The 12588-nt window shown below is 46.4% G+C and carries 14 protein-coding genes; 5 read left to right on the top strand and 9 right to left on the bottom strand.

What is annotated here, in order from left to right:
• Window positions 1–149: 149 nt before the first annotated feature.
• The 5 genes from QUA02_RS05210 to QUA02_RS05190 all read right to left on the bottom strand — a co-directional run bounded on the left by QUA02_RS05210 (window position 150) and on the right by QUA02_RS05190 (window position 3638).
• Window positions 150–932 carry an MBL fold metallo-hydrolase gene (locus QUA02_RS05210; protein ID WP_333025868.1) on the bottom strand — a complete coding sequence of 261 codons (783 nt, stop codon included), beginning with the start codon at window positions 930–932 and terminating at the stop codon, window positions 150–152.
• Window positions 933–1234: 302 nt separating this feature from the next.
• Window positions 1235–1822, bottom strand: a complete 588-nt coding sequence (locus QUA02_RS05205) for an anthranilate synthase component II (protein ID WP_333025828.1) — start codon at window positions 1820–1822, stop codon at window positions 1235–1237.
• Window positions 1823–1999: 177 nt separating this feature from the next.
• Window positions 2000–2512 (bottom strand): diacylglycerol kinase family protein, encoded by a 513-nt coding sequence (locus tag QUA02_RS05200; protein WP_333025826.1) that lies wholly within the window; start codon window positions 2510–2512, stop codon window positions 2000–2002.
• 161 nt (window positions 2513–2673) lie between these two features.
• Window positions 2674–3210, bottom strand: coding sequence for an rRNA maturation RNase YbeY (gene ybeY, locus QUA02_RS05195; protein WP_333025824.1), 537 nt, complete (start codon window positions 3208–3210; stop codon window positions 2674–2676).
• A 206-nt stretch (window positions 3211–3416) separates the two neighbouring features.
• Window positions 3417–3638, bottom strand: a complete 222-nt coding sequence (locus QUA02_RS05190; protein WP_333025822.1) for a DUF3285 domain-containing protein — start codon at window positions 3636–3638, stop codon at window positions 3417–3419.
• Window positions 3639–4071: 433 nt separating this feature from the next.
• Here QUA02_RS05190 and QUA02_RS05185 point away from each other — a divergent pair, with 433 nt between their 5' ends.
• The gene (locus tag QUA02_RS05185) at window positions 4072–4890 is read left to right on the top strand and encodes a hypothetical protein (protein ID WP_333025820.1); all 819 of its coding nucleotides are present in this window, start codon (window positions 4072–4074) and stop codon (window positions 4888–4890) included.
• Between the two features lie 88 nt (window positions 4891–4978).
• A complete protein-coding gene (locus QUA02_RS05180; RefSeq protein WP_333025819.1) occupies window positions 4979–5914 on the top strand; it encodes a DUF1350 family protein in 936 nt (311 codons plus the stop codon).
• On the opposite strand, the gene QUA02_RS05175 is transcribed toward QUA02_RS05180, so the two are convergent.
• The 3 genes from QUA02_RS05175 to QUA02_RS05165 form a co-directional block, all read right to left on the bottom strand.
• On the bottom strand, window positions 5911–6720 hold the full coding sequence (locus QUA02_RS05175; RefSeq protein ID WP_333025818.1) for a DUF4058 family protein: 810 nt from the start codon (window positions 6718–6720) through the stop codon (window positions 5911–5913). The genes QUA02_RS05180 and QUA02_RS05175 overlap by 4 nt on opposite strands.
• 112 nt (window positions 6721–6832) lie before the next feature.
• The gene (gene thrS, locus QUA02_RS05170) at window positions 6833–8662 is read right to left on the bottom strand and encodes a threonine--tRNA ligase (RefSeq protein WP_333025816.1); all 1830 of its coding nucleotides are present in this window, start codon (window positions 8660–8662) and stop codon (window positions 6833–6835) included.
• Window positions 8655–8789: a hypothetical protein gene (locus QUA02_RS05165; protein ID WP_333025814.1), complete on the bottom strand. Its 135-nt coding sequence runs from the start codon at window positions 8787–8789 to the stop codon at window positions 8655–8657. The genes thrS and QUA02_RS05165 overlap by 8 nt, the downstream gene beginning before the upstream one ends.
• Window positions 8790–9084: 295 nt before the next feature.
• Between QUA02_RS05165 and QUA02_RS05160 the strand changes: the two genes are divergently transcribed.
• The 3 genes from QUA02_RS05160 to QUA02_RS05150 all read left to right on the top strand — a co-directional run bounded on the left by QUA02_RS05160 (window position 9085) and on the right by QUA02_RS05150 (window position 12289).
• Window positions 9085–9414, top strand: a complete 330-nt coding sequence (locus tag QUA02_RS05160; RefSeq protein ID WP_333025813.1) for a DUF2605 domain-containing protein — start codon at window positions 9085–9087, stop codon at window positions 9412–9414.
• Window positions 9415–9572: 158 nt separating this feature from the next.
• The gene (locus tag QUA02_RS05155) at window positions 9573–9884 is read left to right on the top strand and encodes a DUF2973 domain-containing protein (RefSeq protein WP_333025812.1); all 312 of its coding nucleotides are present in this window, start codon (window positions 9573–9575) and stop codon (window positions 9882–9884) included.
• A 410-nt stretch (window positions 9885–10294) separates the two neighbouring features.
• Window positions 10295–12289 carry a DICT sensory domain-containing protein gene (locus QUA02_RS05150; RefSeq protein WP_333025810.1) on the top strand — a complete coding sequence of 665 codons (1995 nt, stop codon included), beginning with the start codon at window positions 10295–10297 and terminating at the stop codon, window positions 12287–12289.
• Here QUA02_RS05150 and QUA02_RS05145 read toward each other — a convergent pair.
• On the bottom strand, window positions 12273–12479 hold the full coding sequence (locus tag QUA02_RS05145; RefSeq protein WP_333025809.1) for an ATP-binding protein: 207 nt from the start codon (window positions 12477–12479) through the stop codon (window positions 12273–12275). The genes QUA02_RS05150 and QUA02_RS05145 overlap by 17 nt on opposite strands.
• Window positions 12480–12588: the final 109 nt, after the last annotated feature.

The following is a 12588-nucleotide window of genomic DNA, read 5'->3' as shown; positions in this document are numbered from 1 at the left end:
CTACGTAAAACAGTGAACATGAATTCTTCTGTTAGCCAAATCTCTACAAAAGGTATGGTTTGAAGAGGCTAAGGTAGAGAGAAAAATCTCTGGCATTCCCGATCGACCAAAACTCCCCCACTATAACGCAAGCTGAGGGGAAAAGAGCTTCAACCGCTAAATCTGTAACTCAAAACCTCAATCACCGAACCAGTTTGGGGTAAGTCAGCAGATTTTATCGAAATCGTGTCATTATTCAATCGGCGCACCGGCGTACCATCCATCAGCGCCAAGAATTCATCTAGCGGCACCAAATCGCACGCAGCAGCATCGGCGGCTTGGGTTTTGAAATGTGTGGGAATCACCATCTTCGGTTTGAGAAGTTGCAAAGTTTGCTTCGCTTCCGCCGGAGTGTAAGCTTTCGGCCCTCCGCCGACGGGAATCAGCACTACATCCGGCCGCCCGATCAAGATTTGTTCTTCAATGCCGATCGGGCCAGCAACTCCGCCCAAGTGTAAAATCTTAACGCCCGCTTGCTGCCACAGCCAAGCCACGTTGACCCCAAACCGTCTTCCTCCCTCACGGTCTTTTTGCGTCCGAATCCCTTGAATCCGCAGCCCGTTAGACCTGTAAGCCCCCGGTTCGTACAAAAGACCCGGATTGCCCGCAAATCCGTCGATCGCCCCTTCATCGAGCAACCGGCTGCTAATCAGAATCAAATCTGTTGGCACTTTAGGAGAGCGATAGCCTGCGGTACAGCCCAGGGGGCGAAAAGGATTCACCAGCACCCTCGCACCGCCTCCGGCGAACAAGAAGCAAGTGTGGCCCAACCACTGAACCGACAAAGAATCAGCAGTTTGAGCTTGATAGCTTTCCCATCCAGATGGTAAACCAGTTGCTAAAGCTGCTAGCAAACCCGTCTGTGCGTAACGTATTAATTGTCGCCGTTTCATCTTGTGGTTGCGGTTGTCGGGTGTTGGTCGTTTGTTGTTATACCACAAATCCATGAAAAAACTATATATTCAATTTGTTGAATCTTTCAGAATCAGATCGCCCTGACAAGTTACCCGAAATCAGGACACGGCAGTGCCGTTTCCCTACAATTAGTCGGGTGATGTTTTGGGTTAGGGACACGGCATTGCCGTGTCCTCCTCAATGTTTTGGGATAGGAGCACGGCATTGCCATGTCCTCCGTTCGTTGCCCGTTTATCGATCGTTATATCCGATCGCACTTTTTACGCAATCCAAAAAAGCTCTAAAGCCGTTCCAAGAAATTTCGCAATAATTGCTTTCCCGAAGTCGTCAAAATACTTTCCGGGTGAAACTGTACGCCTTCAATGTGCGGATATTCCCGATGCCGCACGCCCATAATAGTTCCGTCTTCAACCCAAGCCGTAATTTCCAAAACTTCTGGACAGCTTTGCTTTTCAATTACTAAACTGTGATAGCGAGTTGCAATCATCGGCGATTCCACTCCGACAAAAACTCCGACTCCTGCGTGTTCTACCTGAGAAGTTTTGCCGTGCATCAAAACGGGTGCAGAAACAATTTTGCCGCCGAATACTTGACCGATACTTTGATGTCCGAGACACACGCCTAAAATTGGCAGAGTCGGCCCCAATTCTTTGATTAATTCCAGAGAAATTCCCGCATCTTCCGGCCGCCCCGGGCCTGGAGAAATCACCACTGCTGCCGGCTGCAATCGGCGAATTTCTGCTAAGGAAATTTGGTCGTTGCGGTAGACTTGCACTTCGCTTGCTACGGGCAACTGGGCACCGAGTTCTCCTAGATACTGTACCAAATTGTATGTAAAGCTGTCGTAGTTATCGATGACTATAATCACGGGTTAAGTTGGATTTTAGGTTTTAGATTTTAGATTTTAGATTGACTCGCTGCCTGAAAGCAAGGGTTTGAAGATTTTAGATAGATGCCGAATATAAAAATAGCTGCAATATGTACGAATAAAACTAAAAACCTCAAATTGGTCATCTAAAACCTAAAATTTTCTGGATCCAATAAGTTACTGACGGGCGATCGCAATTTGAACGACTGCCCACAAGGGAGGAAGCAAAAGTGCAGCAGCAACAATTGCCGCGGCCATTGCCGATACCAGAACTGCTCCGGCAGCGCAGTCTTTGGCAATTCTGGCGAGTTCGTGGTAAGATTGCCCGACGGTCAAGTCTACCACCGATTCGATCGCCGTATTCAAAAGTTCCATTGCTAAAACTATGCCAATGGTGACGCCGATCACAGACATTTCTACAGGTTTCAGTTGCAAAAATAGGCCGAGTCCGATCGCCAATGTTCCTATAACTGTGTGAATCCGAAAATTGCGCTGAGTTTCAAAAGCATAAGTCAGCCCCCCCCAAGCGTATCTAAAACTCGTAGCTAAGCTAGATGCGATTTTCCACGACAGCTCTCGGTTGTATTTCAAGGCTTTTTTAGACTCGTGGACTGTCTGGCTAGAAGAGTCTGGAGGCATGGGCAGAAACTGTGCGATTTTTGATGAAATTGACGGTTTATCTAGTGTCATAAATAACCAACTTTAAGTTACAGAGATGAATGAAAGCTAGACTTTTTAAATTGACTTAATCAAGTCTAGATAACTTTCCTAAGTTTTTACTAAAGTTTTGGTTTAATTTCAGAAAGTTCTGTTGAGCTTGACATGATTTGTTAAGTAACCATCAACTTCAGTTATGCTGTTTGGATCGCAATGCCGATCGCCCGCAGCAATGTTTCTTGTCGATCGAGCATTTGAGTCAGACTCTCTTCATCCGGGTGATCCCACCCCAAAAGATGCAGAAAACCGTGGGCTGCCAGCCAAGCTAGTTCGGTCTTCAGGGGATGTCCTTGCTGCTGGGCTTGTCTGTTAGCTGTATCGATCGAGATCACGATATCACCCAAGTATAAAGGTTCAGATGACTGCATTTCCTCTAGCTGAGGACAGTCTACCTCTAAAGCTGCGAAAGCTAGTACATCGGTCGGTCGATCGAGCTGGCGGTACTGGAGGTTGAGGGCTTGCATCTCGGGATCGGCGGTTAAACGCAGACTGACTTCGTAGCCCGGGGCCACTGGCACATCCGCCGCCTGGTTTTCCAGCCAAACGCTAAACCAATTTTCCCAGGTTTCGGCCCAAATCTCCCCGCTGGCGGCACTTTCAGGGAGGTTGGAAGCGTCGGCAGACGGTTGGGCGAGCCCGTAACAGTCTTCGACGTTTACCTCGATTAACATTTTCAGCATCTGGTGTCAAGCAATATATTCAATTTTTTTACAATCTCAAATTGTGCGATCGAGCGGCACGGGATTTTGCTGTTGCTGGAAAGATACAGCAATCTGTTAGAGATTGCAACAGCCCGGGAACACCATCACCTTAACTCCCGATTAAGAAAGATCAAAAACATCAGCGGAAATTAGAGGCTGATTGTTGGAATCCCCGATTAAGAATTGAAATAGCGATCGAGAAAAGCCAAACCGACGAGTACGCCTAAAAGTCCCGCCGCAGTCAAGGCAAAGTGAAACAAAGAAGTCGCCCGCTTGCGAACCATGTTCCGCATCGCCAGCTTGACATAACTCGGTGGAGGTGCATTGTTTGTCGGCGCTGTCGGGGTTTCGGCGGCGGACTCTTCGGAGGCGGGAATTGCTGAGGGAGGTTGACTCATAACGGTTAGTTTAGAAGGTTAACAGAGGGGCTGCTGAGGACAGGCTCGCCCCGATGTTAACAAATATGTAACGTTTTGTGTAGGATTTTTTAGCTTTTCGATCGCCGCCACCCTGTTTAACGGGGATTATACCAACAGATTAATGTGCGATCGGGCTGATTATCAATTGGATATTTTATCTTCATCCCCGGATACACAAGGATAAATTAAATTCCCGATCGGTCTTCATCAGCCGTTTAACAAAAATTTTTAAATTGTCAAGTCGCACGATCGAGCGACACTCATTTGAGTTAACTCAAACGAGTGTCACCAGAAAAAGCGACTGTTAACCAATCGCGACGGGCAGTTATTCATAGATATAGCCACGGAAAAACAGAAACAAAATTTTCCTGGCAAATACCAGACCAAACACTTAAATTACTCTGACAAAAACATGGAAATTTCCACCTTTGAAATCCTCACAAAGCCGATCGCACCTGTGATTCCTAGTGCTCCAGAACTCGCCTCAGTTGCTCGCCGAGTCGTTCAGGGATACTTTCTCACCATCTCCAATCTCGAAGCGATCGACTTGCGATATCGGATTGAGTTTACCGTCAGCTTGCCCGTGCCGGCAGATGCTAATAAAATCTTGCTCGGCAACGCTGCGTTAATTATTGACGTTGAAGGCAATAACACCCCTGTAATTCTGACTCAGCAGCCGGGGAAACCGAAGGTATATCGCGGATTTTTCAAAATACCCGCTCACAAAACTGCATCTGTTGAATTGTTGCCAATTCTGCCAGCAAGTCTCAACCCAGGTTTGTTAGAAGTACGCGGATATGTCTCCCTGTTTTTGCCGCCGCGCCGAAGCTTTCCGATTCCTGTACCCCAAAGCGACAAACCAGTCAAGGTGTTATTAAATCCCGAAATTCGGGGTACTTTCTTGCCCAATGATTTCCCATCAGTAACTCGGAATTCACCTGACTTCGATCAAATTAGTTACACTTTAGCGATCGCCAGCGGAAAAGCCTTGAATGAGATTCCTCCTGAACCAGGCCAACAAATTATTATCGATCTGCCAATTGTTGCGCCGATTTTGGAAGAGTTACGCAACGGTACTTTGGACTTGCCTAGTTTGGAAGCAGACAATTCAGAAAAAGCTCAAATGCTAGTGCAACTGCTAGCCCAACTCGATGCCAACGATGTCAATTTGAAAGAGCTAAATACAGTGATGGACAAATTCGATATTCCTGTCAGAATGTCTCGCAGCTAGAACGGTTAAAGGGTAAGTAACTGTAGGGTGGGCAATGCCCACCTTACGTTTAATTCTACCAATTTTTACACTCAGTGAGGTTTTTCCAATGTCGAACTCATTTAAATTTCAGCCCGTTTCTTTTAGTTGGGTAGCTATTCATCCGCAGCCAAAAGGTGTTGTGCAATTTATTGGTGGAACTTTTTTTGGCAGTTTGCCAACTTTGTTTTATCGATATTTTTTACAGCAGTTGTTTGAAGAAGGTTATACCGTAGTTGCTTTGCCATTTAGATTTACTTTTCGTCACTGGCCGATCGCTATTGGGTTATTAAAAGAACAGGAGATGCTGAGAACCGAACTGACCGAAATTGCTCAAAGATTAGGCTATGAAAGCGAAATTTATCAGGATTTATCGAGTTATTTTTGGGTCGGTCACAGTCTGGGATGCAAGTATATTGCTCTTTTAGAATTTTTAAGCGACGATCGGTATCCAAATATTGTGGCTCAATTCTGCGATCGCCCTGACTGCGAACAGATTCAAAGCTTAATCGAAAATCTGGGCATCGACCGACCTTCAATTAAAGACCAGCCCTCCTTATTAATTGCTCCTGATATCAGCAATACAGAGAGCGCTATTCCAGTGCGATCGCTAGCACAATTCTTAGACAAATTCCGCTTAGGAGTGCTACCAACCAGAGAACAAACTCAATGCTTTATTGCTAATAGTTCTCTGTTTAATTTGACGGCAATAATTTCTTTCGATCGAGATGATATTGCTGGTTCTACCAATGATATCAACAAAAGTCCAGAAATACAAAAAAACAGCGATGTACTTTGGCTCATAGAACAGCTAAGTAATAGAAAATTGCCTTTGTTGAGCAAGGAAATAGAAGGGAAACATTTAGAGCCAGTTGGTATCAAAATCGGCAATTATATTGTTGACCTCAATCCTTGGGATAAATTCATCAAACACCTGAAAAGCAGATTTCTTGAATATTGGTCTGTTCATTTTTTGGATGCTTTGAAAAAGCGGTTAGGCGCTTAACTATCAGTTGTGATTTGCGATCGCCCTTTCAATCCCCTCTCCTCCAACAAAGCATCTGCCCAAGCAGCATCGGTTTCCGACAGCGCGGGAACGGCTGCGGCGGTGTAATCTATTCTAAAATCATAGGCGGCGCGATCGTAAACCCCATTTAATAACGCTTGTAAATCTACAATTGGTTCCACATCGCCTCCGCGCAAAGGCAAAGGAAAAGCCGGAATTGCATCCGGTAGATTAAACAAATACAAATCAGCGACGGGGCGACAATCTCCCCGACTCACCAAAATCCGATAACTTCCCTCAATATCATTCCCAAAAACAGGCAAAGGTTGGTAACTTCGCAGCAAGTCAATTTCCACTAAGTGCGATCGACTTCCGAACACCTTATACCGTTTTTCCTCATACATCTCCCGCCCTTTGCCGCGCTTGTTCGTCGGCGAAAGCACTTCTATTACTGTAACTACTTTCTTAGTTTCCTGTTCTATTACCTGCAAATAACTTTCTCTAACTTCCACCGTTGTAGGCACTCTCACTCTCAAAGCAGTCACAGGCGGCGACATGACAGCAACATTTCCAGTGCTAGAAGTTGCTGGAATTGGCGATCGTTGCACGGCCACATCGGGAATACCGACCAATAAAGCATCTTCCCCGCTGATTTGATAAATTCTTTGTTCGATGTCCACTAAATACTTAGGCAGCAGTTGCGGAGTCAAAAAATCTGCGATCGCTACTATCAACCGATTGTGAACCGCCCGCCAAAAGTCAGGACTTTCTAAATAGGGATTCATCCCCGGAAATGGATTAGGCATAATCGTACCTCCCGTTGATTACTATCATTTTAGCAAACAGATTAGAAAAACGCAGACAATATCAAACTATCATCTGCGTTAATCCCCGTGCATCTGCGGTTAAAAAACTCCCCTAAAAATCACCATAACTACTAATAGCAGCCTGCAACCTCCCAATCACTTCATCAACCGAAATCGCCCCCAACTCCCCAGAAGCCCGAGTCCGAATATTCAAACTATTCGCCTCAACCTCCTTCGCACCCACAACACCCATCACCGGAATTTTATCCTTCTCAGCATTGCGAATCAACTTGCCCAAACGCTCGCTATTCTCATCAGCTTCTGCGCGAATATTTAGCGCTTTCATCTTAGCCGCCACTTCCTTCGCAAACGGCAAAAACTCGGCGCTGACAGGCAACAATCGCACCTGAATCGGCGCCAACCACAGCGGAAAATCGCCCGCATACTGCTCGATCAAAATCCCGATCAAGCGTTCCAAAGAACCGAAAGGAGCGCGGTGAATCATCACCGGACGCTTGCGAGTGCCGTCTTCAGCGACGTATTCCAAATCAAAACGTTCTGGCAAATTGTAATCTACCTGAACAGTTCCTAATTGCCATTCTCTATCCAAGACATCTTGGAAAATAAAATCGAGTTTCGGCCCGTAAAAAGCCGCCTCCCCAATTCCCTCAAAATAATTCATTCCCAAAGTTTCCACCGCGCGGCGGATTGCACCTTGAGCCTTTTCCCAAGCTTCATCGGAACCGATATATTTATCTAAATTGTTCGGATCGCGGAAACTCAAACGCGCCTTAAAGTTTTTCAGTTGCAGACTCTTGAAGACTGACAGAATCAAATCCACCACGTTCAAAAATTCCTGATCCAACTGTTCCGGCGTGACAAACAAATGGGAATCATCCACCGTAAAGCCGCGCACCCGCGTTAAACCGCCCAATTCTCCCGATTGTTCGTAGCGGTAAACTGTGCCGAATTCCGCTAAGCGCATCGGCAGTTCGCGATAGGAACGCAGTTCGCTTTTGTAAATTTGAATGTGGAAAGGGCAATTCATGGGTTTCATCACAAAACCCTGTTCGTTTGCTGCCGCTTCTGCATCTTCTGCCATCAGCGGAAACATATCTTCTTTGTATTTCTGCCAGTGTCCAGAGATTTTGAACAAATCGACTCTGGCGATGTGGGGAGTCACAACTTGCAAATAGCCGCGCTTGATTTGTTCTTGTTTCAAGAAATCTTCTAAAATACTTCTCAAAACAGTGCCTTTCGGCGTCCACAAAGGCAAACCCGGCCCCACCGCATCAGCAAAGATAAACAAGCCTAATTCTTTACCTAATTTGCGGTGATCCCGCCTTAAGGCTTCTTCTTTGCGGTGTTTGTATGCTGCTAGCTGTTCGGGGGTTTCCCAAGCAGTGCCGTAAATGCGCTGTAGCTGAGCTTTGGTTTCGTCGCCGCGCCAATATGCGCCTGCTAGGCTTTCGAGTTCGATCGCCTTTGGATTCAACTCACTGGTATTATCCAAGTGAGGCCCCGCGCACAAATCCCACCATTCCTCGCCCAAATGGTAAAGAGTAATCGGTTCGATCAAACCTTCTAAAATTTCTAATTTGTAAGGTTCGTTAATCTCCTTAATTCTGCGTTCCGCTTCCTCCCGGCTGACTTCTTCGCGAGTGACAGGCAATTTGCGGTTGATGATTTTGATCATCTCTTTTTTAATGGCTTTTAAATCCTGTTCCGTAAAAGGTTCGGGAGTGTCAAAGTCATAATAGAAACCGTTTTCAATCCAAGGGCCAATTGTCACTTGCGCCTTGGGAAATAACTTCTGCACCGCCATCGCCATAACGTGGGAGGTGGTGTGGCGAATTTTTTTTAGTGCCTCCGACTCACTCGTGCGGGGCAACTCAATTTTAGCGGACTGTTCTGGAGCGGAAAGGGATTCTGAGCTAGACATCGGCTGAATTAGCAATTAATTTAGTTGCAGTTGCTTCTATCTTACTCAGATTGGGACAGCAACCGCCGACTTCCGGCTGGGGGACACTCCTGGAAATTAGTGATTCTGGGCATTGGGCATTAAGCATTGGGCATTGGGCATAGTTTTTTTCTTCCTTCTTCCTTCCATGCGTTACATCCGTTACATCCCAAGAAAGCGAATCCGTTGCCGAACTTCCTTCTGCTATGAGCTGTCGCTAGCGAGTCTGAGCGCATATTTAGCAGAATTTTGGGATTGCGACTCACAAATCGCTGCTGACACTGTTAAATTTATTCACACCCACCTGGTAATTGTTGTTAAATCCTGGAATTTTTGTTATAATAATGTTACAAATTGTAAAGAGCATCTAAGATTAGAATAGATAAATAACCCAGTTTTAATCCATGCTTAATTCCAAATTGCCGGAATCAGAATTGCTCAAAGCGTTACTGGAACCGCTGTTAGAGGATTTCAATTACTGGTTGAACCGATCGGCAAAACTCTTAGAAACTGAGGAAATTCCCTTTCTGAGCGGCGAAGATCAATCCGACTTGCTGGCGCGAGTCAAACAGGCTCAGCAAGAAGTAGGCGCGGCTAAAGCTCTATTTCAAGCAACCGGAGGTCAAGTTGCAATTGAAACCGCAGCACTGATGCCGTGGCACAGACTGCTCGCCGAATGCTGGCAAGTATCGGCGCGCTTTCGATCGTTGCAGTCGGCTCCCCCTGGAAAATAAAGAAGCCAGTTCAAGTTAAACTTGCAGTCACATCCCAAACCTTGGGAAATGTCGCGGCTGACTTGACAATGTAAAACAGATTTCCAGTTAATAAGTTATTACTTGCTGAAACACTTTTGTAAATTGCTGTGTGGCTGTTTAGCCCGGAGGAGAAAATAATGTTGCACCTGCTTTATATTTTAGCTTTTACCGTTCTTGCCTTTCTGGCAGTCGGTAACTTAATCCGCAGTCTAGTCACCGTAGGTATGGAGTCCCAGCGCCCCCAACAATTCAGGGCAAATAATCGCTACGCATCCTATCCTCGCTCTCAAGCGGTACCCCATCCAGAACTTTTAGACGAATACGGAAACATTGTCAATGAGCCGCTGTTAGTGATGCGTTCGCTGACTGTCCAAGACGCTCGCGAACAATTAGATGCTCTCTACAAATCATCTCCGGGCGGCAGCGACGAAGGGGGGGAACTAGCCTGATTCAACCACAGCCGCAGCATTTATACTCAGGGGCGATCGCCTCAAAAAAAAATAATTGACTTACTCGCGCTGACCGAAGAAAACCGGTTTATTCATAGCTTTTTGGTAAAAACCCGGTTTTTTGGGATAATTCCTCAAAATAATTGGTCGTTAGTTTTTAACTAACGGCCAATTACTTGTGATGAAAGTTCGCGCTCGCACTTGCGACATCAGAAACCCGGTTTCTTCGTATACGAATCGTTCCTCTGGCCAAAATTTTTCGTATAAGCCGGGAATAAGCGCCCCCATACGTCCAGGAATTTGTACTTTATTTACCAAGTGCTGTAAATGTATCAGATACTGAAGAAGGATCGATCTCAACTCCTATCGATCCTGTTTTGTCATCGGCAAAAATGCACGTTTAAGGCTAGATGATCGTCCCTATTTCGCTACTGGCAGAACTTCTGCAAGCTTTGCCCCAACTGCGGGCACAAATTTATTTCAAATCTTCCATGACAGCGCTGTCTCACGCGATGGAAGACTTGGTTTTGGCGGGCTCCGACGACGAACCGCTAGTCATTGCCAGCTTTCAGCGAGAGCGCTTCTACCGCCAGGAAGCTCACCGCTACCGACGAATTGCCTCACGCTCCTCTCAGGTATACGTGCTAGCAGCACCGGAAACTGACTTTAAAAATGCTTCGGAGTGTCACGAAACTGTGGCGTTTGCACCGGAGGACGGATTAAGTAAAGAGTGGCACTTAGTGGTGCTGGGGCAACACTACTCAACTTGCCTGATTTGTCAAGAAAAAATTGTGCCGGTCGAAAATCAGGACGAGCGCGAGCCGCTGTTGATGGATCAAGCTCGCAGATTTGAAGGAATTTGGACGTTCGACCGCGAGGTAAGCTCCAAAGCTGCCGCATTGTTGCTCGATAGAATTGTTAATTATCGCCCGGAATTGGCCGAAAAGATCGATCGAGCGCGAACTACTTACAATCTCGTCAAAACACCGAAAAAAACCAGGAAATCCGCCGCCTCCAAAGCCGCAAAACCCGACATAAGTGCGCCAAAAGACTCAAAAATTCCCAATCCCAAATTGAGCGACGCTTTTACCGAACGCTTAGTAACCTACTTGCAAGCAGGTCAGCACAAACTGCTCAAAGCATACGCCGCCATCGCCGCTCAGGAACGCAAAGAACGCCTCGTAAATTTAATTACAACGGCAATGCGGCAGTCTCTCAACCCGCAAGAAATCGTCGAAGTCGCAGTGCAAGAACTGGGAACAGCCCTGTCAGCAAGCCGCTGTTTGATTTATCGGTGCAAAGCCGCAGATGTGGCGGTCAAAATAGATCGCGAGTTTTTGCGTCGGGGTGCTAGTTCTCTACTAAATCAGACTTGGCCGTTGCAGGAAAATCCAATATGGAGCGACGCGGTAGCGCGGCAAGAGCGAGTTTACATCCAAGACACAGCACAACACCCGCTGATTGTCAATACAAAATCCCTGAAAAAAACTGTAAAAAATTGGCAGATCGTGTCTTGGTTGATGGTGCCGGTGCTTTATCAGGGGCGGGTTTTGGGCATGGTGGAAATGCACCAGTGCCGATCGGCTTTGGCTTGGGAAGAAGACGAAATTGCTTTAGTAGAGGCGATCGCCACCCAGCTCGGAGCAGCCTTAATTCAAGCCGAAACCTACGCTCATTTAGAAGAACTCAACCAACAATTAGAAGCATTAGACCGCACTCGCAGCAATCTAATTGCCATCACCGGACACGAACTCCGCACTCCGCTTTCTACCATTCAAGTTTGTTTGGAAAGCTTGAATTCCGAACCAGATATGCCCGCAGAATTGCGGCAAATCATGTTAGAAACTGCCCTCGGCGATGCCGATCGAATGCGGAAACTCGTGCAGGATTTCTTAACTCTTTCTCACTTAGAAAGCGGGCGAGTTCAATGGAATGTAGAATCGCTGACGCTGCAAGAATGCGTTGATTTGGCCCTCAGCAGCGTGCGATCGCGCGGCGGGATCGATCGACAGTTACCGGAAATTATCGCCGAAGTGTCCGCAGAATTGCCTTTAGTGCAAGCAGACGGAGAGTGGTTGGTGGAGGTGATCTCGAAACTGCTAGACAACGCTTGCAAATTCACCACACCTCAAGGAAGCGTGACCATAAGAGCGAAATGCAACGGTTGTCAGATGGTGGAAGTGATCGTAGCCGATACGGGGAGGGGAATAGAGGCTAACAGTTTAAAAGTAGTGTTCGATCGATTTTATCAAGAAGAAGGAGCTTTGCGGCGCAGCGCAGGCGGTACCGGTTTGGGATTGGCAATTTGCAAACAGATTGTTGCCGGGTGGGGCGGTAAAATTTGGGTAGATTCTGCAGGAAAAGACCGAGGAAGTGAATTTCACTTTACTATTCCCACTGTTTAGAGCGATTTCCCCCAAGTTTTTCAGTTACTATCTGATAGCAAATAGACAGTCCCAATCCCGTACCTTTGCCTTCTGCTTTAGTTGTAAAAAATGGCGTAAATAATTTTGTTATGACAATTTTTTTTTGATAGTACCCGCCACGTGATTTATCCGTGGAATCAATCCAAAATCTAAAATCTAAAATCCTCAAGCCCCCGAATTTATCCGTGGGGTCAATCCAAAATCCAAAATCTAAAATCTAAAATCGAATGACTGATTCCGGTATTCCCAGCCCGCTGTCAGCAGTCCGAATCACAATC

It is taken from the genome of Microcoleus pseudofavosus SVA1_A4, from assembly GCF_036700565.1.
Lineage (GTDB): Bacteria > Cyanobacteriota > Cyanobacteriia > Cyanobacteriales > Microcoleaceae > Microcoleus.
Note: the sequence above shows the minus strand (reverse complement) of the source record. Positions and strands in the feature narration are given on the sequence as shown.

Coding starts and splice junctions, on each gene's coding strand:
- QUA02_RS05200 (WP_333025826.1), bottom strand. CDS start 2,512: ATGACACTAGATAAACCGTCAATTTCATCAAAAATCGCACAGTTTCTG.
- ybeY (WP_333025824.1), bottom strand. CDS start 3,210: ATGTTAATCGAGGTAAACGTCGAAGACTGTTACGGGCTCGCCCAACCG.
- QUA02_RS05165 (WP_333025814.1), bottom strand. CDS start 8,789: ATGCTTAATGCCCAATGCCCAGAATCACTAATTTCCAGGAGTGTCCCC.
- QUA02_RS05155 (WP_333025812.1), top strand. CDS start 9,573: ATGTTGCACCTGCTTTATATTTTAGCTTTTACCGTTCTTGCCTTTCTG.
- QUA02_RS05160 (WP_333025813.1), top strand. CDS start 9,085: ATGCTTAATTCCAAATTGCCGGAATCAGAATTGCTCAAAGCGTTACTG.
- QUA02_RS05210 (WP_333025868.1), bottom strand. CDS start 932: ATGAAACGGCGACAATTAATACGTTACGCACAGACGGGTTTGCTAGCA.
- QUA02_RS05190 (WP_333025822.1), bottom strand. CDS start 3,638: ATGAGTCAACCTCCCTCAGCAATTCCCGCCTCCGAAGAGTCCGCCGCC.
- QUA02_RS05150 (WP_333025810.1), top strand. CDS start 10,295: ATGATCGTCCCTATTTCGCTACTGGCAGAACTTCTGCAAGCTTTGCCC.
- QUA02_RS05180 (WP_333025819.1), top strand. CDS start 4,979: ATGTCGAACTCATTTAAATTTCAGCCCGTTTCTTTTAGTTGGGTAGCT.
- QUA02_RS05185 (WP_333025820.1), top strand. CDS start 4,072: ATGGAAATTTCCACCTTTGAAATCCTCACAAAGCCGATCGCACCTGTG.
- QUA02_RS05175 (WP_333025818.1), bottom strand. CDS start 6,720: ATGCCTAATCCATTTCCGGGGATGAATCCCTATTTAGAAAGTCCTGAC.
- thrS (WP_333025816.1), bottom strand. CDS start 8,662: ATGTCTAGCTCAGAATCCCTTTCCGCTCCAGAACAGTCCGCTAAAATT.